General features: G+C 64.0%; 21 protein-coding genes. 5 read left to right on the top strand and 16 right to left on the bottom strand.

Translation table 11 applies throughout. The features are described from left to right. Positions 1-93 precede the first annotated feature (93 nt). Positions 94-1227, top strand: coding sequence for an ornithine/lysine decarboxylase (gene odc2 / locus C8D77_RS03500; RefSeq protein WP_109661237.1), 1134 nt, complete (start codon positions 94-96; stop codon positions 1225-1227). Between the two features lie 98 nt (positions 1228-1325). Further along, positions 1326-1895 (top strand): GNAT family N-acetyltransferase, encoded by a 570-nt coding sequence (locus C8D77_RS03505; RefSeq protein WP_109659333.1) that lies wholly within the window; start codon positions 1326-1328, stop codon positions 1893-1895. A gap of 94 nt (positions 1896-1989) precedes the next feature. Here the strand turns inward: C8D77_RS03505 and C8D77_RS03510 are convergent, their stop codons facing one another. The 4 genes from C8D77_RS03510 to C8D77_RS03525 form a co-directional block, all read right to left on the bottom strand. Then, positions 1990-2274, bottom strand: a complete 285-nt coding sequence (locus tag C8D77_RS03510; protein ID WP_056582750.1) for an SCP2 sterol-binding domain-containing protein — start codon at positions 2272-2274, stop codon at positions 1990-1992. Positions 2275-2472: 198 nt separating this feature from the next. Beyond that, positions 2473-2988, bottom strand: a complete 516-nt coding sequence (locus tag C8D77_RS03515; protein ID WP_109659335.1) for a hypothetical protein — start codon at positions 2986-2988, stop codon at positions 2473-2475. Positions 2989-3085: 97 nt separating this feature from the next. Continuing rightward, on the bottom strand, positions 3086-3511 hold the full coding sequence (locus C8D77_RS03520; RefSeq protein ID WP_109659337.1) for a hypothetical protein: 426 nt from the start codon (positions 3509-3511) through the stop codon (positions 3086-3088). Between the two features lie 98 nt (positions 3512-3609). After that, a complete protein-coding gene (locus C8D77_RS03525) occupies positions 3610-4221 on the bottom strand; it encodes a rod-binding protein (protein ID WP_164548912.1) in 612 nt (203 codons plus the stop codon). 515 nt (positions 4222-4736) lie between these two features. Here C8D77_RS03525 and C8D77_RS03530 point away from each other — a divergent pair. After that, positions 4737-5576 carry a hypothetical protein gene (locus C8D77_RS03530; RefSeq protein ID WP_109659342.1) on the top strand — a complete coding sequence of 280 codons (840 nt, stop codon included), beginning with the start codon at positions 4737-4739 and terminating at the stop codon, positions 5574-5576. A 294-nt stretch (positions 5577-5870) separates the two neighbouring features. Here C8D77_RS03530 and C8D77_RS03535 read toward each other — a convergent pair whose 3' ends face one another. Genes C8D77_RS03535 through flhA form a run of 3 tightly spaced genes read right to left on the bottom strand, consistent with a single transcriptional unit; the run spans position 5871 to position 9093 of the window. After that, the gene (locus tag C8D77_RS03535; protein ID WP_109659344.1) at positions 5871-6254 is read right to left on the bottom strand and encodes a hypothetical protein; all 384 of its coding nucleotides are present in this window, start codon (positions 6252-6254) and stop codon (positions 5871-5873) included. Between the two features lie 2 nt (positions 6255-6256). Then, a complete protein-coding gene (fliR, locus tag C8D77_RS03540; protein WP_109659346.1) occupies positions 6257-7009 on the bottom strand; it encodes a flagellar biosynthetic protein FliR in 753 nt (250 codons plus the stop codon). Beyond that, entirely contained in the window at positions 7006-9093 is a 2088-nt protein-coding gene (gene flhA / locus C8D77_RS03545; protein ID WP_109659348.1) for a flagellar biosynthesis protein FlhA, read from the bottom strand. The genes fliR and flhA overlap by 4 nt, the downstream gene beginning before the upstream one ends. A 145-nt stretch (positions 9094-9238) precedes the next feature. Here flhA and C8D77_RS03550 point away from each other — a divergent pair, with 145 nt between their 5' ends. Further along, entirely contained in the window at positions 9239-9538 is a 300-nt protein-coding gene (locus C8D77_RS03550) for a putative quinol monooxygenase (protein WP_109659350.1), read from the top strand. Positions 9539-9710: 172 nt separating this feature from the next. Further along, positions 9711-11492 carry a chloride channel protein gene (locus C8D77_RS03555; protein WP_109659352.1) on the top strand — a complete coding sequence of 594 codons (1782 nt, stop codon included), beginning with the start codon at positions 9711-9713 and terminating at the stop codon, positions 11490-11492. A gap of 19 nt (positions 11493-11511) precedes the next feature. Here C8D77_RS03555 and C8D77_RS03560 read toward each other — a convergent pair whose 3' ends face one another. From C8D77_RS03560 to C8D77_RS03600, 9 genes are all read right to left on the bottom strand, one after another. After that, positions 11512-13155, bottom strand: a complete 1644-nt coding sequence (locus C8D77_RS03560) for an MFS transporter (protein ID WP_109659354.1) — start codon at positions 13153-13155, stop codon at positions 11512-11514. A gap of 178 nt (positions 13156-13333) precedes the next feature. Then, positions 13334-15202, bottom strand: a complete 1869-nt coding sequence (gene asnB, locus C8D77_RS03565) for an asparagine synthase (glutamine-hydrolyzing) (protein ID WP_109659356.1) — start codon at positions 15200-15202, stop codon at positions 13334-13336. 156 nt (positions 15203-15358) lie between these two features. Further along, positions 15359-15625: a flagellar biosynthesis protein FliQ gene (gene fliQ, locus C8D77_RS03570; RefSeq protein WP_023761707.1), complete on the bottom strand. Its 267-nt coding sequence runs from the start codon at positions 15623-15625 to the stop codon at positions 15359-15361. Between the two features lie 24 nt (positions 15626-15649). Further along, positions 15650-16057, bottom strand: coding sequence for a flagellar hook assembly protein FlgD (gene flgD / locus C8D77_RS03575; protein ID WP_109659357.1), 408 nt, complete (start codon positions 16055-16057; stop codon positions 15650-15652). After that, a complete protein-coding gene (flbT, locus tag C8D77_RS03580; protein ID WP_109659360.1) occupies positions 16057-16500 on the bottom strand; it encodes a flagellar biosynthesis repressor FlbT in 444 nt (147 codons plus the stop codon). The genes flgD and flbT overlap by 1 nt, the downstream gene beginning before the upstream one ends. Further along, positions 16497-16844, bottom strand: a complete 348-nt coding sequence (flaF, locus tag C8D77_RS03585; protein ID WP_109659362.1) for a flagellar biosynthesis regulator FlaF — start codon at positions 16842-16844, stop codon at positions 16497-16499. The genes flbT and flaF overlap by 4 nt, the downstream gene beginning before the upstream one ends. A 31-nt stretch (positions 16845-16875) precedes the next feature. Then, on the bottom strand, positions 16876-17919 hold the full coding sequence (locus C8D77_RS03590) for a flagellar hook-associated family protein (protein ID WP_109659364.1): 1044 nt from the start codon (positions 17917-17919) through the stop codon (positions 16876-16878). Positions 17920-17923: 4 nt separating this feature from the next. Further along, positions 17924-19378 (bottom strand): flagellar hook-associated protein FlgK, encoded by a 1455-nt coding sequence (gene flgK / locus C8D77_RS03595; RefSeq protein WP_109659367.1) that lies wholly within the window; start codon positions 19376-19378, stop codon positions 17924-17926. 27 nt (positions 19379-19405) lie between these two features. After that, positions 19406-20662, bottom strand: a complete 1257-nt coding sequence (locus C8D77_RS03600) for a flagellar hook protein FlgE (RefSeq protein WP_109659369.1) — start codon at positions 20660-20662, stop codon at positions 19406-19408. Positions 20663-20702: the final 40 nt, after the last annotated feature.

Genomic DNA, 20702 nt, shown 5'->3' on the forward strand with positions numbered 1-20702 from the left:
CGTCCCGCCTTTGTCCACCGCGTGTTCGCGAGGCTGACAGCCCGCGTTCCGCAGCCTTATTGCGCGCCGAAAGGCGCTGATGGAGAGACCCCGATGGCTACCCAGCGCATCCTTGACTTCCTCGCCACCCGACGTCCGACCGGCCCCTGCCTCGTCGTCGACCTCGACGTCGTGCGCGACAATTTCTGCGCCTTTGAGAAGGCGCTACCCGATTCGAAGATCTACTATGCGGTGAAAGCAAACCCGGCGCCGGAAATCCTGCGCCTGCTTGCTGCGATGGGCTCGTCCTTCGACACCGCTTCCGTTGCCGAAGTCGAGATGGCGATGGACGCCGGTGCGCCGGCGGACCGTATCTCCTTCGGCAACACCATCAAGAAGGAGCGTGACATTGCACGCGCATACCAGCTCGGCATCCGCCTGTTCGCCGTCGATTGCGTCGAAGAGGTCGAGAAGATCGCCCGTGTCGCTCCAGGCTCCCGCGTGTTCTGCCGTGTGCTGACCGATGGCGAGGGCGCCGAGTGGCCGCTGTCGCGGAAGTTCGGCTGCGTGCCGGCGATGGCCGTCGACGTGCTGCGCCATGCCAAGGGGCTCGGCCTCGACGCCTATGGCGTGTCGTTCCATGTCGGCTCGCAGCAGACCGACCTGACCGCCTGGGACCGTGCGCTGGCCGACGCCAAGGTGGTGTTCGCGACGCTCGCCGAGGAAGGCATCGTCTTGAAGATGGTCAACATGGGCGGTGGTTTCCCGACGCGCTATCTGCGTGACGTGCCGGCGGCCCAGGCCTATGGCCAGGCGATCTTCTCGGCGCTGCGCAAGCATTTCGGCAATGCGCTTCCCGAGACCATCATCGAGCCGGGCCGCGGCATGGTCGGCAATGCCGGCGTCATCAAGTCGGAAGTCGTGCTGATCTCGAAGAAGGCCGCCAACGACAATGTGCGCTGGGTGTTCCTCGACATCGGCAAGTTCGGCGGCCTGGCCGAGACGATGGACGAGGCGATCCGCTACCCGATCGTCACCGCGCATGACGGCACGGAGACAGCACCCTGCGTGCTCGCCGGCCCGACCTGCGATTCGGCCGACGTGATGTACGAGAAGACGCCCTATCCGCTGCCTTTGTCGCTGACCATCGGCGACGAGGTGCTGATCGAAGGTACCGGGGCATACACGACCACCTATTCGGCGGTCGCCTTCAACGGCTTCGAGCCTCTCCGATCCTACGTGATCTGACGGTTCGAAAGAACCGATCAGATCATCCGGCGCGGGCGAACAGATCGCCCGCCTGGGCTCGCCTGTGGAACAGTCTCCGCTCGTGAAGGATTGCGGAAATGGAAATGTCAGTTGAAATCGTGGGCCACGCGCCGGCCTTTGTGATGGTCGCCGAAACCGCCGCCGACGTTGCGGTGCGCGAGGCGTTGCTCGATCGGGCCATGGGGCCGAAGCGGCGGAAAAAGTCGTCTGAGAAGCTGCGTCGCGGCCGCCGGCCGTCGGAGGGCCTGGCCTTCGTCGCCCGCGATGCGTCGGGCACCGTGGCTGGCACGGTGCGGCTGTGGGATGTCACGCTGGGCGAGGGCGGCAAGGCAGCGCTGCTGCTTGGCCCGCTCGCCGTCGATCCGTCGCTCAAGAGTGCCGGCATCGGCTCGGCGTTGATGCGTCATGCCATCGCCGAGGCGGCGCGCCTTGGCCACGCCGCGATCCTGCTGGTCGGCGATGCGCCCTACTATGGACGCTTCGGCTTCTCGGCCGCCAGGACCGGTTCGCTGGCCATGCCGGGACCCTATGAGCGGCACCGCCTGCTGGCGCTGGAGCTGGTGGAAGGCGCGCTTGACGGCGTGCACGGCACGCTGAAGGCTGCCGGTCGCAAGCTGAAGGCGCAGGAATTGACATCGGCGGCCTGAGACACGAAGCCGCCGGCAGCTCATGCAAAAACGCCGCCCGAAAAGGCGGCGTTTTTTCGCGATTGGGGGCGCCGCCTTGGGCGGCTGGATGCCTTCAGCCGATCAACTGGCTGAGCGCCATGGCGACGGTCATGTCGCCTTCGACCTTTATCTTGCCGGTCATGAACGCCATAGTCGGGTTCAGGTCACCAGCGATCAGCGAATCCAAATCGTCGAGCGAGAGCTTGATGGTGCAATCGGCGGGCGCGTCTGATGTCGAGACGGTCGCGCCGTCGATGACGATGACGCCGTCGCTGCCGGTGTCGAATTTCACGGAACGATCGAACCCGCTGCTTGCCACGCGCGACTTGATCTTCTCGGCAATCTCCTGAACGCTCACGCTGTTCTCCTTGTCTGGTTGCATCTGTCTCGCAACGGCGCTTCGATCCAGCCGAAGCCCATGCCGCGGTTTCGCGATCACGGTCGCTGCCGCATATAGCTTTGGGTTGACGTTTACGTCAACGCGAATTCCGGTGGTTGGTTCCCGCCGACGCGGCAGGCGAGGCCCGATGGGATCGAGGCCTGTGAGCAAGGCAACTCAGTGTTCCTTGAACGCCTTGGTCATTTCGCTCGCCGTCTCGCTTTTCTTGCGGCGCAGCCAGTTGTCGCGGATTTCGTCCTTCGACAGGAAATTGACCTGATCGATCAGAACCTCATGCACCAAAGGGGCGCCGACACGCGCGTTGACGGTATCGCGGATCGCGGCACGGAAGGCATCGAGATCGATGGTCGCCTTGTTGGTGAAGTCGATCTGCGGATTGGAATAGAGGTAGGAATAGACCTGGTCGGTGATCAGCGCTTCCGCCGGAATGGACAGCTTCTTTATCTGCTCGGGTTCGACCGTGTAGACGAGCTTGGTCAGGAAATAGCCGCCGATCTGGGAATCGCGGATCAGCGGCACCGAAATGATGTCGGTCTTGACGTAGTCGAGGCCGCCCAGCATCGGCTTCGGCTTTTCGCCGACACCCTTTTCGCCCGCAGCCTGGAACGAATAGAACACGGCGCCGAGCGTGGCGGCGCAGATCCAGACGGCGATGGCGATGACCTTGATCATCGGGCCCTGCTATCCCCTTGGTCATTCCCTTGCGATGGCAACGCGGCACTGCGCTGTTGCCTGGGCAGGATCGCCGATCTGTCCCTTGCGTTCGGCATCATGCCTTCGCCCAGCCGAACTCGCCGGCGGAATAGGTGCCGTCGGTTTCGGCGCGCTGGATGGCGTGCCGCAACAGGCTGGCGACTTCGTTGACCGCGCTGAGGTGCGCCAGGATCGCCGCCTCGTTCTTCGCCAGCTTCTGGCGCAGTCGGGTCAGGCCCTCGCGATGCTGTTCGAGGAACTCGGCTTCGCTGCCGCCTTTCATGGCGCGAGTCAGCTCGTAGAGGTAGCGGCTCTTGCGGGCGTTCGACGCCTTGAGATCGTAGTTGGTGGCGGTGCGGATGCCGGCCGTCTCTTCCTCGACCACTTCCTCGATGCGGCCGATGATGGCGGCGAGGTTGCCAGGCCGCGCGAACGGGATCGGCGCTTCCGACGCGGTCGTGCGGGCTGGCAGGTTGGGGGTGAATTCCGAAAAGTCGGCCATGAAAATCCCGGTCTGGTTAGATTGAAACTCGGATACGCACTATCTGCTTGGTTGGAGCATGATCTTCCCAAAACCGGTTCCCGGTTCCGGGACATGCCCTAGATCTTGATGTCTGTCTTGATGGTGGTCTCGTCACCGGTGATCGACCGCGCCGCCCTGCGCTGCAATTCATGCACCAGCGAGGTCGACAGGCTGTTCTGTTGATCGATCTCGGTCTTTTCCGGCCCGCCCGAAACCGGCCCGACCGGCACGACGCGCTTGCCTTCGAGATAGTGGTCGGCAAGCATCGACTTGGCGATGCCGATGCCGCCGCGTTCGGCCATGACGTCGGCCACCCGCTCGGCAAGCTGCGATTTCCACATGTCGCCGGCTAGGCCCTTGCCATAGACGCCTTCGGTGTCCTTGGGCAGCATGTTCTGGATGAAGGTCTGCAGCACCATCGCCTCGAACTTCTTGAATTTTTTGGCGGGATCGGTTGAGGCGGCAGCCTTGTCGGCGGTGGCGCGCGACAGGATCGAGCCGGCATCGACCGAAGCGGCGGTATCGACCGAAAAAGCGCCCGCAGCACCGCCGGCACGCTTTGTCAGCGCGGCGCGGGCGGCCTCGATGTCCGTCGGATCGACGGCTCGGGCCACATCCATAACGATGTCGCTGGGTGGAGAAATCGCCAAGAAAGTCCGCCTTTTGTCGGTTTTCCTTAGCCAGACAATGCCTCAACAAGCTTGTGGCAGGCTTGCGGGGGAGAGGGGAGGCGGAATGTGGGTGTGGGTCGGGTGTCTGCTTCGCCCTACGAGCGGCCATTGCGACGCCAGTTTCTCGAATGACGGCAGTGGGGTGACGGCAGTGGGGCCGGAAGCAGACAGTCCGCCTCCACCAGGTCCTCAAGCCATCGATCCGGCCGCAATTCAGATATGCCGATGTTGCTTTTCGACCGATCCCGTGACCACCGTGGCCTCCGCCAAATCGCCAGGCAAGCAAGGGAAGACAGCGTCAAGTTCGAGCCGGAGATGAAGAAGAACGGAGCCATCGCCGCATCGGCGTCTGCCCCGTGGGTATGGACGAATTCAGTCATGCGCAATAAAGATCGGGATGTGGTCTGCCGTGGCGCTCCTTTTTCGCCGCGTCGCCAAGGCAGGTGACGTTCGTTCAATGACGCTGCGCAGGGCGGGTTGGCCTTCTGGCCTAACGCCGCCCGCTGAAGTGTCGATATCAGGGGATCTTGTCAATGACCGACAACAAGCCAGACGTTACCAGGGATTGGCAAGCAACGCAGGGCCAGAAGTCCTCCGCCACGCGTCTTCGCCTTTTCGCCGCACTCTCGTGGATCGTCGCCATTGGCGGCGAGATCTACGGGATTATTCTGCTTCGCCAGAACAAGTTCGACCAGGGACACCTGCCGCTGATCATCGGCCTTCTGGTCGGCATCGCGGTTTTCGCAATCGCCGGCAATTTGCTGTGGAAGGCGGCCAACAGGCACGATCCGGCCCGTGCATCCGACGCGGCCAGGTTCTTCTTCCAAAACCAGCTCGGCGCAATCATCACGCTGATTGCCTTCCTCCCGCTGGTTTTCCTGATCCTCACCGACAAGAACATGGACCCGCAGACCAAGAAGGTTGCCGGCGGCCTCGGCGCTGCGCTGGCGGTGCTCGCGACGGTCATGGGGATCAGCTTCAAACCCCCGTCGGTCGAGCAGTACACCCAGGACATGAACGCGTGCGCGACCCAGATCAAGGCGGGGCAGCCGACCACAGCCTGTTCGCCCGACGTCGCCGCTCAGGCGCAGGCAATCGCCACGGACTCCGCCGCCGTGGCTGCGGCGACGAAGGACACGGCACATCCCGCAGGTCAGGACATCGTGTACTGGATCGCACCGGAAAACGGCGCCAAGAAATCCTCGGAGCCGCATGTTTTCCATCTCTGCGCAGGCGTGAGTCCGCTGAAGGACAAGACCGTGAATAGTGGCTCCGTGACGGAGGCCTACGCGCAGAACGCCGTCCGCATCACGAAGCAGATCGATATGGAACAGAAGCAGTGCGGGTTCACCGCCACAACCAGCACCAACTGAACCCGCCTGCTGCGCTCGATCGCGTCCAGCCGTTTGGTCTTGTCGAGAGGGATGGCGCGCAAGCGCAGGCTCAGTATTGACTCGCCGAAGCAACGCCAAATGCCAGGATTGCCCGGCTGGCCATTATTGTCCAACTGCAAACCTATACGCGGCGGGCAATGACTGGGCGTCTTACGCACGGCAGCTTCCGGCCTGAGCGCTTCGAATGGAGAATGACGTTGATGCGGCGCGAAGCGGCCGTTCACGTCGCGCCGTCCGCAAGTCAAATTCGGATCACGAGGAGAATCCCCGCCGCTACTCCTCGTTCCGCTTCTGCGCGATGATATCGAGCCGCTCGCGGTCGGAGCGTTCGCGCTCGTCGCGGTTGCGCACGTCCTTGTAGGCGCGTTCGACCATGTTGGTGCGTGCGGTCGCGGCGGCGATGAGGCTGGCTTCCTGCTTCGCGCTTGCCAGGTTCGCCTCCTGGCGGACGACGGCCTGGGCAATGCGGCGGTGGTAGAGATCGGGAAACAGGGCGGAAAGCGAATCGGCTTGGTCGAAATGGCCGACCAGCTCCCTGGCTTCGGCCTCGGCGGCACTGGCTGCGGCGACGAACGTGGCGTGGCGGGTTTCGTGCAGCGCCTTCAGCTGTTCCTGCACCTTGACCAATTTCTTCAGGCGGTCCCTGCGGATGCTCATCGTCATCTCGCCAATGTCAGGTCGACAAAGCCGTCGACGAACAGCGACAGCATGGTGCCGACGGCGAAATAGAAGATGATCATGCCGCCGGCGATGATGAAGGGCTGGGAGATGAAATAGATCGGGATCTGCGGCGTTAGCTTGTTGACGAAGCCGATCGTCAGGTTGACGAGGATGGCATAGGCGACGAACGGGCTGCCGAGGCGGATGACCAGGAAGAACGTGTCCGACACCGTGTCGGTGACATCGACGAGAGCGGCCTGCGGGTTGAAGAAGATGTTGACCGGCGCGACCGTGTAGGACGACACCAGCGCGCGTATTATCTCGTGGTCGAAATCGAAGACGAACAGCATCAACAGCGCCGAAAACGAGATGATGGCGGCAAGGGCTGCTTGGGGTTCGGGCTCCTCGATCGCCGGTCCGCCGGTGCCGCCATAGCCGATCAGCATGGCGATGGCCGAGCCCATGAAGCGCAGGGCTTCCATGTAGAGCCTGGTCATGGCGCCGATCAGGCCGCCGACCAGAAGTTCCGAGATGATCATCGGCACCAGGATCTGCGGACGCGGATCGACGAAGGGAAAGATCTTGTCCCACAGGAAGGCGAGCAGGCCGCCGGTGGCGGCGACCGCGACGAACAGCCTGACCTGGACCGGAACGCGGGCGCTGGACAGGCCGGGCATCAGCATGAAGCAGGCGCCGATGCGGCAGAAGGCGAGGAACGCCGCGATGACGACGCCTTGCGAAAGCACGCTCACGATATGGTTCCGAGCACCCTGATCTCGACGCCCTTGGCGATCTCGACGTGGCTGAGCACCGGCAGCGTGGTGAACAGCCGCTCGATGATCATGCGCACATAGGGGCGGGCGTCGGGTGCGGTGACGAGCACGAAACGCTCGCCGGCTTCCAGATATTTCTTGATCGCCTTGGTGGCGTCCTGGCCGAACTCTTCGAGCTGGCGTGGGTCGATGTCGAACTCGCGCACCTCGCCCTTGGCGTCGCGCTTGAGGCTCTGGTGGAAGGCGAGGTCCCAGCGGTTGCCGAGGCGCAGCACCTTCAGCACACCGCCCTCGGAGAGGTCGCCGCAGATCTGCTGGGCCATGCGGATGCGGACATGCTCGACGATCTGCTCGGTGCGGCGCACATGCGGCGCGATCTCGGCGATCGCCTCGATGATCAGATGCAGATTGCGGATCGAGACGCGCTCGGCGAGCAACAGCTTCAGCACCGCCTGCAGGCCGGGGTAGGAGATGTGCGTGGTGCAGATCTCGTCGGCGAGCTTGCGGTACTCCTGGTCCTGGCGTTCGAGCAGCGCCTTCATGTCCTTGTAGGACAGAAGCTGCGGCAGGTTGTTGCGGATGACCTCGGAGAGATGGGTGAGCAGCACCGACATGTTGTCGGCGAAGGTGTAGTTCTCGCGCTTCAAATCCTCGGCGAAGGCTTCGACCACCGAATAGGCGCGCATGCCGAAAGCCGGCTCGCGGATTTCCTCGCCCGGTATTTCGGGGATGTCGCGGTTGCCGAGCAGCACCATGATCTCGCCGACGCGCATCTGGTATTCGGCCACCACGGTGCCGTGCACCTTGATCTGGTAGCTCTTCGGCGGGATGGCGAAATCGTCGGCGACACGCACTTCCGGCACCACGAAACCGTATTGCGTGGCGAATTTCTTGCGCATCTTGCCCATGCGGAAAACCAGTTCCTGATGCGACGTCAGCAGCCTTGTCGACAGCTGCTTGCCGATCAAAAGCTCGATCTCGGCGGTGGCGAGCGAGGCCTTGACCGAATTCTTCTCCTCCTCGACCTTGGTCGCCTTTTCCTGATCCTTGATCGCCTCGGCTTCGGCGATGGCGCGGTTGGCGCGCATCGGGATGATATAGCCGAGGCCGGCCATGCCGGCAGCGAGCGCGAAGAACGGGAACAGCGGCAGGCCGGGCATCAGGCCGAGCAGCACCAGCAGCGATGCCGCGACGTAGAGGGCGCGCGGATGAGCGCCGAGCTGGCCGAACACCGCCTGGTTGGTCGAGCCGCGGGTGCCGCCCTTGGAGACGAGCAGGCCGGCGGCGAGCGACACGATCAACGCCGGGATCTGGGTGACGAGGCCGTCGCCGACCGACAGCTTGATGAACACGTCGGCGGCTTCGCCCATGCCCATGCCGTGCCTGATATAGCCGATGGCGATGCCGCCGACGATGTTGATGGCGGTGATGATGAGGCCGGCGATGGCGTCGCCGCGGACGAATTTCGAGGCACCGTCCATCGAGCCGAAGAAGGAGGATTCCTCTTCCAGTTCGCGACGCCGAAGCTGTGCGGTCTTGTCGTCGATCATGCCGGCGGAGAGGTCGGCGTCGATCGACATCTGCTTGCCGGGGATGGCGTCCAAGGTGAAGCGCGCGCCGACTTCGGCGATACGCGTGGCGCCCTTGGTGATGACGATGAAGTTCACCACGATCAGGATCATGAAGACGATGAGGCCGATGACGAAATCGCTGGCCATCACCAGCTTGGAGAAGCCGGCAATGACGTAGCCGGCCGCGTGCGTGCCCTCATTGCCGTGCGACAGGATCATGCGCGTGGTGGCGATGTTGAGCGACAGCCTGAGCATGGTGGCGATGAGCAGCACGGTCGGGAACGACGAGAAATCGAGCGGCCGCTGGATCCACAGCGCCACCATCAGGATCAGCACCGAAAGCGCGATCGAGAAGGCGAGGCCGATGTCGATGAGAAAGGCCGGGATCGGCAGGAACAGCACGGCCAGGATGATGACGATGCCAATGGCAAAGAAGACGTCGCGGCCATTCTTGGCCACCGCGCCGGGCTGAATGCTTTCGCTGATCGCCATGTCGTCCCCAAATTCGAAGCCTGCCGAGCGCGCGACAGCCCTGTGAGGGTAGCCCGCCAAGCTTGCGCGAGGGTGGGAGACTGGCTAGTTCGAACGATCATGCGCAGATGGCCGTGCGGCCTGCTTCGCAAGGAAGGGAAAACCCATGCTTCTGATCATCGGCACCATCCGCTTGCCGCCAGACAAATTGGAGGAAGCCAAGCCCGCCATGGAACGCATGGTTTCAGCCAGCCGCGCGGAGCCCGGTTGTCTCCAGTATTCCTATGCGCAGGATGTTTTCGATGCCGGGCTCATTCGGGTCACGGAAGTCTGGAGCGACAGAGCAGCGCTCGACGCGCATTTTGCCTCGCCGCACCTTGCCGACTGGCGCGCGAGCTGGCCAGCACTTGGCATAGGCGAGCGCAATCTCGTGCTCTATGAAGCCGGCGAGCCCATGTCGACCTGATCGACCCGCCAGCGAGCGCCGTTGCGTTCCAACCGAGGGCAGCAACGGCCGCAAGCTGCCGGTCAATGCCACAATGGCGCCTTGTCTGTCGCCATTGTGGTTGCCATGCCGTGTCGCCGGGCGTATCAGGCGGGCTTTCCACTGCCTTTTGTGATGTCGGCGAGCCGCCCCGGTGCTTTCCAGAAACCAACCGCAAGTTTATGCACGCCGGCTGCGCGCGGTGCTGATCAGGTCGTTGCCGCTGCTTGAGGCGCGCGGCATCGCAGTGGTCATTCTGGCCGGCGTCGTAGGCGTCATGGCGGGCATATTGGTCACGGCGATGAGCCAGATCGTGCAGGACCTGCACGGGCTGTTGTTCGGCGTCCAGCCCGGCGGCCGGCTTTCCGGCATGTTCTCGCTCGCCAATCCGATGCAAGCGCTGGTACCGGCGATCGGCGGCATCCTGCTTGGGCTGACGGTGGTCTGGCTCAGGATACGGAAATTCCGCACGCCGATCGACCCGATCGAAGCCAATGCGCTCTATGGCGGGCGCATGTCGCTGACCGACACCTTCATCATTGCCGGCCAGACGATGATCTCCAGCGGTTTTGGCGCCTCGGTCGGGCTGGAAGCCGGCTACACGCAGGTCGGCTCCGGCCTGGCCTCGCGGCTGGCGGGTATCTTCCGGCTGCGCCGCAACGATGTCCGTATCCTGGTCGGCTGTGGTGCCGCCGGCGCCATCGCCGCCGCCTTCGATGCACCGCTGACCGGCGCCTTCTACGGCTTCGAACTGGTTATCGGCATCTACTCGGTCGCCAATGTCGCGCCTGTCATGACCGCCGCGATCTCAGCCTCGCTGACCGCCGAAATGTTCGGCGGCGTGCCGTTTCCGCTTGAGCTTTCGGGCCTGCCGGCGCTCACCGCCAGCCAGTATGTGCCGTTCCTGCTGCTCGGGCTGCTCGGCGGTGCCGCCTCGATCGCCATCATGCATCTGGTGACGCTGATCGAGCGCGGCTTCGCCAGGCTGTCGATCGATGCGTCGCTGCGCCCCGTCATTGGCGGCGTCATCGTTGGCTTGTTGGGGCTGATCACGCCGCAGGTCCTGTCCAGCGGCCATGGTGCGCTGCATCGCGAATTCTCGATGAATTACGGGCTGGCCGTGGTGGCCAGCGTCTTCGTGCTCAAGCTGGCGGCATCGGCGGTTTCTCTGGGATCGGGCTTTCGCGGCGGATTGTTCTTCGCCTCGCTGTTCCTCGGCGCGTTGCTCGGCAAGGCGTTTGCGGATGTGATGGTTGTCGTCTCGCCGGCAACCGGCATCGACCCTGCGGTTGCCGCCGTCGTCGGCATGACGTCGCTTGCCGTCGGTGTCGTCGGCGGTCCGCTGACGATGACCTTCCTGGCGCTGGAATCGACCCGCGACCTGACGCTGACCGGCGTCGTGCTTGCGGCCTCGATCATGTCGGCGATCCTGGTGCGCGAGACCTTCGGCTACTCGTTCTCGACATGGCGCTTTCATCTGCGCGGCGAGACCATTCGCAGCGCCCACGATGTCGGCTGGATGCGTAGCCTCACCGTCGGCTCGATGATGCGCAAGGACATCAAGACCATCTATGCTTCGACGACGCTGGCGGCCTTCCGCAAGGAGGTGCCGCTCGGTTCAGCCCAGCGCGTCATCGCTGTCGATGCGGGCGATCACTATGTCGGCGTGCTGATCGTGGCCGAACTGCACAGCGATCCCTCCGATGGCGAGGTGCCGGTGCGCGATCTTGCCAAGTACAAGGACGCGGTGCTGGTGCCGAGCATGAACGTACAGGCCGCCGCCGAGACGTTCCAGCGCGCCGGCGCCGAAGAACTCGCCGTGGTCGAGGATTTCACCGACCACATCGTGCTGGGGCTGTTGACCGAAGGTCATTTGATGCGGCGCTACGCCGAGGAACTCGACAAGGCGCGCCGGGACCTGTCGGGCGAGGGTTAGCGGGCAAGGGGTCCCGGACTCAGTGCTCAATAGGTCCCTTGGCCATCACAAGCGCCGTGCCGGCGGTTGTCGGGCGTTCGATCATGCGCCGCACGCGAGGCGGCTCGTCGCCGCTGTGCAGCGCCCGCACACGTTCGCCGATGACGGCGTCGGCATGGGTGATGCGTCCGTTGTGGCGCACATATTCGATCCAGGTCGGCGTGTGGTAGTGCTCGATCCATATGGTGGGATTCTCGAGATCGCGCGCCAGCGTCCAGTTGCGTGCGCCGTCACGACGGCGGATGCGGCCGCGTTCTGCCATGATGGCGAGGAATTCCGGTTCGTCCTCGTGCCGGATCACATACTCGATCATGATGGCGATGGGACCACTGCGCGGCTTCAGGTCGAGCGCCAAATGCGGTTCCTTGAAGCGATTGAGTGGGTCGAGGTTGAGCACCTGCTGTTGCGGTAGCGGGAGCAAAAGACCGATGGCGCCGCCGGCCAGCATGGCGATGCTGGCGGCGATCAGCGCGGTTTCGGCGCCATGCGCATCGGCGACGACGCCCCAGATCCAGCTGCCGAGCGCGATGCCGCCGAAGGTCGCCGTCTGGTAGACCGACAGCACCCGGCCGACCACCCAGCGCGGTGTCGCCATCTGCACCGTGACGTTGAAATGCGAAAGCGCGATCACCCAGCAAGCGCCGCCGACAAGCAGGCCGAGCGACGTCTGCCAGGCATGATGGCTGATGGCGGCATTGAAGGCGCAGAAGGCGAAGCCGGCGAAAGCACAGCGCACCATCGTCTCGCTGGACAGTAACTGCCGCAGCCTGACGCTGATCAAGGCGCCGCCGACAGCGCCGATGCCGAAGGAGCCGAGCATGATGCCGTAGGTCAGCGCATCGCCCTTGACGACGTCGCGCGCCACCAGCGGCAGCAGTGCCAGGACCGCGCCGGCACTGAAGCCGAAAGCGGCGCCCCTGACCAGCACCTTGCCGATGTTGGGCGACATGGCGACATAGCGCAGGCCTGCGCCCATGGCGGCACCCAGCGACTCGCGCGGCAAGGTCGATACCGGCACGTCCGGCTTCCAGCGCGCCAGCACGACGATCAGGCCGATATAGCTCACCGCGTTCGCCGCGAAGGCGGCCGCCGCACCGGCAGCGGCGACGATGATGCCGCCGATCGCCGGGCCGACGCTGCGGGTCAGGTTGAAGCCCAGGGAATTGAGCGCGACGGCGGCCGGCACCTTGTTGCGAGGGACGATGTCGCCGACGGAGGCCTGCCATGACGGGTTGTTGAGCGCCGTGCCGCTGTCGATCAGGAAGGTGAAGGCAAGCAGCGTCCACGGCGTCATCAGGCCGGAATAGGTGAATAGGGTCAGAAGCACCGACACGACCAGCATGAAGGTCTGGGCGACCAGCATCACCTTGCGCCGGTCGAAACTGTCGGCGATGGCGCCGGCGACGAGCGCAAACAGCATGATCGGCAAGGTGGTCGATGCCTGGACCAGGGCCACCTGATAGGGCGAGGTGGCGATCGTGGTCATCATCCACGCGGCGCCGACGCCCTGGATCAGGCCGCCGAAATTCGAGACGAGACTTGCACCCCACACGGCGCGGAAAATGCCGTGCCGGAAGGGCGCCAGCGCCGAGACGCTCTCGCTTTCCGGCTTTTCGTCAATCATCGGGGGTTCCCTGTCATGTCGTGCCGATTCGTCAGACGATCCGTTTGCTCAGACCGTTTGCCGAAAGTAGGGCACGGCGCCGCAAAGGGCGAATGTCTTTCGAAAAAGCTCATGGTCCAACAATGGGATAGGTGAGGTCCACGCCCTATCTGCCGCCAAATCCGAGGGCATGCGTCGATCAACGTGCGTCACGGACCGCGGCATGCAGGGCTTCGGTGAGCTGGCTCGTGGTGTCGCCGCCAACATGCAGGCGAAGGAAAAGCTCCATGCCCACCAGCCGCAGCCGCGATGGCTGGTCGCGCCTCGCCAGGTCGATGAGGTCGTCGACCGAGGATGAAGACCACTTCATGGCGTCGCGCAGAAGACCACCGCGCAGCAGGCCCTGCGTGCCGGCGGTGAAGGTGCCAGACACCTCGAAACCGATCTTTCGGGCTTGGACATTCTGCGGCGGAATGTGTTTTTCCGCGACTCTCTTCAACAGCCACTTTCCTTGCTTCTGGCGGTATTTGTGCCGCCTCGGCAGGTGGATGGCGAAGTCGATCAGCCGGTTTTCGAGAAACGGCACCCTGAGTTCGACGGACGCTGCCATGCTTAGCCGGTCATGCCTGTTCAGCAGGTCCTGCAGGTGCGAATACATGTCCTGGAGGCAACAGCCGAGGAAGGCACGGTCGCCGGGCGATGCCACCGGTTCCAGCCGGTCGAAGATCCTCGTTTGCAGAAAGTTCAGTTCCGGCGACAGCGCCCTGAGCACGACGTTGCGATCCCAGCTATGGGCGGAGCCGATCGATGTCCGGAAGGGCGCCTGGCGCTGGCGCTCGAACCTCAGGGCAAGCCGGCGCTTCGACCGAAACAGCCGCCCGGGCCACGACCAGGGCCGCCACAATCTCATGCTGGCCACCTGCCAGCCATAGCCGCCAAACAGTTCGTCGGCACCTTCGCCGGTAAGCAGCACCTTGACGCCGTCGGTCCGGCATTGCTCGGCAAGTGCCAGCAGGCCAACATGGCTCGCATGCCAGCCATCGCTTTCCAGGTGCCAGACGGCTCTTGGCCACAGTTCGAGAAAGCGGTCCTTGTCGACCGGCACCCTGTGCAGGGTCACGCCGGCGTGACGGGCGGTGCGTTCGGCATCGTCGGCTTCGCTGTGGCCGACGCGCGGGTCGACGACATAGGCCGATATCTCGGGCCTGAACCGTTTCGCCAGCGTGGTGACGAGGCCGGAATCGACGCCACCGCTGCAAGCCGCCGCGAGGCTGGTGTCGGCGATGCAGTGGAGTTCGACACTGTCCCGTATCAACGACTCCAGCGTTGCCATGTGCTCGGCGTCGGTGGCCCTGTCGCCCGCGATGCGGGCCGCGTCGAGGACGTCGAGGACGTGCCAGAAGCAGCGTTTCTCGATGCCGGCATCGCTGATCTTCCACAGGCCTGCCGGCGGCAGCCGCTCAATTCCCTGGAACAGGCTGAAGCTCGAGTCGCGGCTCTGCCAGGCGAGGCGCAAGGTGATCTCGCGGGCATCGACGTCGCGCGCAACGCCATCGCAGGTCAGGATCGCCTTGTCCTCGGAGGCGAACAGGATCCGGTCGCCCGTCTCGGCCACCGACATCGGCTTGATGCCGAGGCGGTCGCGCGCAAGCCACAAGGCGCCGGTCCGCGCGTCGAAATAGGCCAGGGAAAACATGCCGTCGAACAGCAGAATGGCCTTGTCCGGGCCCCAGTGGTGCAAGGCCTCGAGAACCACCTCGGTGTCGGAGACTGTTCGAAAGACCCGGCCTTCCGCTTGCAGCGCGTCGCGCAGGAACCGGTAATTGTAGACCTCGCCATTGTAGACCAGCACGCCCTGGCCGCAGGCGGTGAGCATCGGCTCGCGCGCCGCGGCCGAGAGATCGATGATCGAGAGCCGCCGGTGCCCCAGGGCGAGCCTTCTGTCGTTCCATGTGGCATGGTCGTCGGGACCACGGTGCACGAGCGCCTGCATCATGCGGCCAACGTCGGCGAGGTCGCCGCCGGCGATCGGGTTCCGCTTGCGCCAGACCCCGGCTATGCCGCACATGGTCCGGTCGATCTGGCCTGGTTCATGGGCTTCCGCGAAGACATCGATGCAAATGCGGTGACATCAGACCAGCGACTGCCTTGCCGGATGGCACGATGGCAATCTAACCGGAAGCCAGCAGCCTGCAAGCGGTGCCAGCGTTTTCGCAAGCGCGCTTCAGAACCCGTTCTGGATGCGCTCGAAGATGACGTTGGTGAAGGCCGATATCTGGCTGCCGATGAAGGGGCCGGTCAGCGCCACCACCAGCATGATGGCGACGATCTTCGGCACGAAGGTCAAGGTGATCTCCTGGACCTGCGTCAGCGCCTGGATGAGGGCGATGCCGATGCCGACCACCATGGCGACCAGCACCACCGGTGCGGACGCGGTGAGCACCGTCCACACCGCGTACTGGACGATGTCGAGAGCGTCGGCCTCGTTCATGGGACTGGCTCTCTGTCGAAAGCGTCAGCTCGCTGCCTTGACCGAGACGCCCGGGCCGACCGCGACTTCGGTGCCGTTCTGCAGCACGGCGATCAGGCCGCTACTGGCGAGGCGCACCGACGCCACCGTGCCCGTCGTCTTGCCGTCGGCGGAAGTTATCGAGCGCCCGATCAGTGCGTCGGCCTGCGACAGTGCCGAGGACTGCATGATCTGGCCGAGCTTGGTGTTGGTCTGCACCGATTGCTCGACCTGCGAGAAGGTGGCGAGCTGGGCGACATACTGCGTCGAATCCATCGGCTTGGTCGGATCCTGGTTCTTCATCTCGGCGATCAGAAGCTTCAGGAAGGACTGGTAGTCGACCGCTGTCTTCGAAGTCGACGCGGTGGCCTGGTTGGCGCCGTTCGGTATCGTCGTCGTCATGTCCACGTTCATCAGTATCGTGCTCCCACAGCCAGCGGGCGCTCGGCACCCGGAACGTCGTCATTGCCACCCAACGCGCGGCGTTCGAGCGGATAAAGCGCGCGAATTGCCTTCAGCGCCTCGTAGATATGGTCCTCGCCGACCATGCGGTCGATCTGTTTCAGCGCAGCGCAGATCTGGGTGTCCTCGAAGCTTGCCAGCAGCAGCGGCAGCGAACGGCGGAACATGTCGCGCGCCCCAGCCGCGCCGGCCGGGTTCATCAGCATGACCTGCAGGATGAAATACAGCTGTTTGAGCGGTGTCGAGGCGTCGTCGGCCTGGATCACGTGGCTTTCGAGCAGGAACTGAACGTCGTTCATCAATTCGACGGTGACTTTTCGGTCGACCCGGATGACGGCGCCGTTGATGTAGATCTTCTCGTTCGGCTTCAGCGATATCTTCAGCGTGTTAGTCATTGAATGCCGTCCCTAATAATCTGGGACACCTCGATCAGCCCTTCGAAGTTGTTGGTGCGACCCTGGCGAATGTCTTCCGCCTCGCGCAGCAACCACAGGCCGATGGAAATGAGGTTGGCGCGCAGCTCCTTGGGCAGGGCGTTGTCGCTGGAACCGAGATCCTCGACGAAGGCGGTCCAGACGCGGTTGGTGAAATGAAGCGCCTCGATCGCCTCCATCGAACCGTGGCCGGCCGCCGCCGCCGCCGCCAGCATGTCGATCGAGCGGGTCAGGAGTTCCCGCTCGCGGTCCTTCGCGTCGGCAACGGAGGTGCTCTGGATGTCGGCGTAGGAGAATTGGTACATCGTTGGGGCTCTACCGTTCCGTTAAGCGTTGTCAGGTCAGGTAATTCAACAGGCTGAGCTGCTGAAGGCGTGCGGTCAGCGCAAAAGACGTTTCGATGTGTTGGGTCAGGTCGGCGACGCGGGTCGCGGCTTCGGCCGGATCGACGCCTTCCAGATCGAGAATGTGCCTTTCGAAGAGGTCGACCTGCGTTTTCATCCGGTCGTTTGCATCGGAAACCCGCTTCTGGACGATACCGGTCTCGGATTGAATCTGGGCAATGCCGCTCAGCGCTTCGCCGACCAGCAACGTGGAGCGGCTGACGACAGTGTTCTTCGCGGCCTGGCTGATGTTGCTGGACATCAGGCTGGCGACCATGGCTGCCGCCATTGCGAGCTTCTGGATGCCATCGCTGTTGGCGCTGGTCGAGGTCGGGGTGGTCTCGTTGAGGGCGATGCGGCTGACGATCTGTTGGTCGGTGGCGTTCGACCAGTTGCCTTGCCAGCCCGCGCCCGTGAACTGCGGCGCGACATCATTCGTGATGAAATCGTCCATCTGGGCAGCCGTGATGTTGGCCGCGGCCGGGTCGTCCTGGGTGAAGCCGAAATTGGCGACGAAAGCGGCGTCGAATGCCGCCTTGGCCGGAGAGCCGGCAGCCATGAAGTCGTTGATCGGCTTGACGTCGGTGTTGGTGCCGGCGAACAGATATTCGCCGTTGACGCTGGTGTTGAGGATCGATGTCAGCTGCTGGATGGTTGCCTTGCCGGAGTCCCGGGTGAGACTGTTGGAAGAATCGCTTGATGAGGCGGTGGTCAGGCTGGACAGCAAGGTCTGCGCGGCGCCGGAGAGCTGTCCAAGCGAGGTCTGCGTCGAGGAGAGCCGGGCGCCGACCAGGCCGTTGGAATCGATGATGACGTTGAGCCGGTCAAGATCGCGCTGGAAGGTGACGGCCTGGGTGGTGCGCCCACCGAGAGCCAGACCGACGTCGGCGACCCGGCCCGTCGAGGATTCTTTCGTGGCTTTGACGAGTTCGGCCTGCATGCGCATCTGCTGGGAGCGCATGGCATTCGAGATGGCGGCCGACGAGACTGAAGTCATGGAATTATCCCACCGCGTTGAGCAAGGCCGTCATCATGTCGTCGACGGTTTTCATCATCCGGGCCGATGCCTGATAGGTGTGTTCGAGGTCGAGCAGCAGCGACATTTCCTGGTCGACATTGACGCCGGTCGCGTTGGACAGCGCCTCGGCGCTGCGCGATGCCAGTGCTTCCTTGGCGTCGGAGGCGGTCGAAGCCTGCTGGCGCACGCCCTCGAGCCAGCCGATCGAATTGGCCGCGTAGTCGGAAACGCTGGACGTCGCCGAAACCCCGGCGGCGGGGTCGAAAGTCATCGGCTGGTCGAGCCGGTCGCCATAGGCAACCAGAAGGATGGAATAGGATGCGCCGCCGCCGGTGTTGGCGACATAGGCGGCACCATTGGCGCCGCCGTCGCGCAGCAGCGTCGGATTGCCGCCGCTGCTCGGGTCCATCGCCGCATTGACGCTGATGGACGCGGCAAGGCCGTTGACCAGCGTGCCCGCGGCCGGGATGGCCGGCGCCCCCGACCAGGTGAACAGGCCGGCGGCATTGGGCATCGAAGGTGCGGTCTCGGCAAAGGCGGTGATCAGGCCGCGCGCGGTCTCGTCGAGCTGGCTCTGCATCGTCGAGGCGACGCCGTCGCGCAATTGCAGCAGGCCGGCAAGCGTGCCGCTGGCGCTGGTGTTGCCGCCGGCTCCCGCCGAGATCGGCACATTGTCGATGTAGACGGCATTGCCGGCCGCACCCGCGGTGTAGCCGGCGGATGCCGCGAAGGTGACCGTGCGCGGTATCGTCTCGAACAATGTCGTGCCGTCGCCGGTGGTGATGACCATGTCATTGTCGCCACGCGTGAAGGTCGACACCGGGACATAGTTCGAAATCTTCTTCAAAAGCGCGTCGCGCTGGTCGAGCGCGTCGGAAACGTCGGTGCCGGAACGGGTTCCGGACATGACCGCCGTGTTGGCATCCTGGAATTGGCTGAGCAGCGAGTTCAGGTCGTCGACGGCCGTGGCGATCTGGCCGTCGGTCTGGGTGCGGAAATCCTGGACGGCCTTGGAGCCCTCATTCAGCGAGCGCACGACCTGCTTGGCCGCGTCTATGACGGAGGCGCCGAGGTTCTGGTTGGACGGCGAGGTGGCGTAGAGCTGCAGAGCCTTCTGCAGGTCGGCAATCGCGGTCGAGGGCGAGGACGCATTGTCGACGCCATTGACCGCAACGCCCAGCTGATCCATGCCCCTGTAGAGGGCGTTCTGGCCGCTCCAGGCCGACAGCGCGCCGAGGTTCTGGCGGAACAGTAGGTCGTTGGTGGCGCGCTGGATATCAACCGAACGCGCGCCCGGCGCCGTGCTGGTGACGACGGCCTGACGGCGCGAATAGTCCGGGTTGGAGGCGTCGGCGACGTTGCGCGAGACGACGCTGGTCTGTCGCGCGGTGTTCATAAGCGCCGACTGGGCGATACTCAATGCGGTAGACAGTGACATGCGGGTCTTTCGCGGGCGGCGCCCGTTTTATCGCTTCAGGTTGACAAGGACGTCCATCAGATCGGAACCGGTCTGGAAGACTTTCGAATTGGCGGTGTAGCTGCGCTGCGCCGCGATCATGTTGGTCAGTTCTTCGGCGATATCGACGTTGGAATTCTCGAGCGCGCCGGAGATGATGGAGCCGAGCTTGCCTTCATTGGCAAAGCCGACGCGGACCGCGCCGGATTCGGTGCCCTGCGAGTAGACGTTGCCGGGCAGCGCAGTGAGCTGGTCCGGGCTCTGCACGTCGGCCAGCGGAATCTTGTAGAGCGGCTTGGTGGAACCGTCCTTGTACTGCGCGTAGATGGTGCCGTCCTTGCTGATCTGGACCTTGTCGATGGTGCTCGGCGCGTTGCCGTTGACCTGGGCGTCGGAAACGGTGAAGCCGGCGCCGAGCTGGGTCAGCGCCGACAGATCGAGCGTAAAGGCGGCGCCATTGGGCACGGTCAGGCCGACGCTGTCGACGGCGCCGGTGAGCTTGCCAGTGGTGGTGTCGAAAGTCAGGTTGGCCGAGCCCAGCGCGCCGCCGGTGTAGGGGAACGCTGTTCCGGGCGTGGCCTGCGACTGGTCGAAGACCGCGACCTGCCAGGTGCCGGCGCCTGTGTTGGTGAAATAGACGTCGAGCAGCTTCTTGTTGCCGAGGTTGTCATAGGCAACCATCGAGGATTTCGAGGTGTACTGTGCGCCGACAGCATTGGTGGTGGGCAGATTAGCGGCAGCGACCGGTGTCGCGCCTGCCGGCAGGTTGCCGGCATAGCTACCCTCGGTGCTCGGTGTTGCGGTCATGCCCTGATCGGAGATGACAACCGGGACCAATCCTTCGAAGCCGTTGACCGTCGCCGCCGGCACGCCATTGTCGTAGCTATAGGCCATCAGCTGGAAGCCGGCCGAGTTGACCAGCCTGCCCTGTCCATCGGGAACGAAGGCGCCGGCGCGGGTCAGGTAGGGCGTGCCGCTTGGATCCTGAACGACAAAGAAGCCATCGCCGCTGACGGCAAGATCGGAGACCGAGGTCGTGTACTGAAGGACGCCCGGATCGCTGACCGCCTGACGGATCGTCGTGGTGACGCCGCCGGAATTGTAGGCACCACCCGTCGACGGCATGACCAGCGTCGAGAATTCGGCGGAGGATCGCTTGTAACCGGTGGTGTCGGAATTGGCGATGTTGTCGGCGACCGTCGATAGGCGGTTTGCCTGCGCGTTCATGCCGGAAACGCCGGTCCGCATCATTCCATAGAGGCTCATCGAAACGTCTCCGCTGTGTCCATGCCACTGGCAACGAGGC

The organism is Mesorhizobium loti, from assembly GCF_003148495.1.
Taxonomy (GTDB): Bacteria; Pseudomonadota; Alphaproteobacteria; order Rhizobiales; family Rhizobiaceae; genus Mesorhizobium; species Mesorhizobium loti.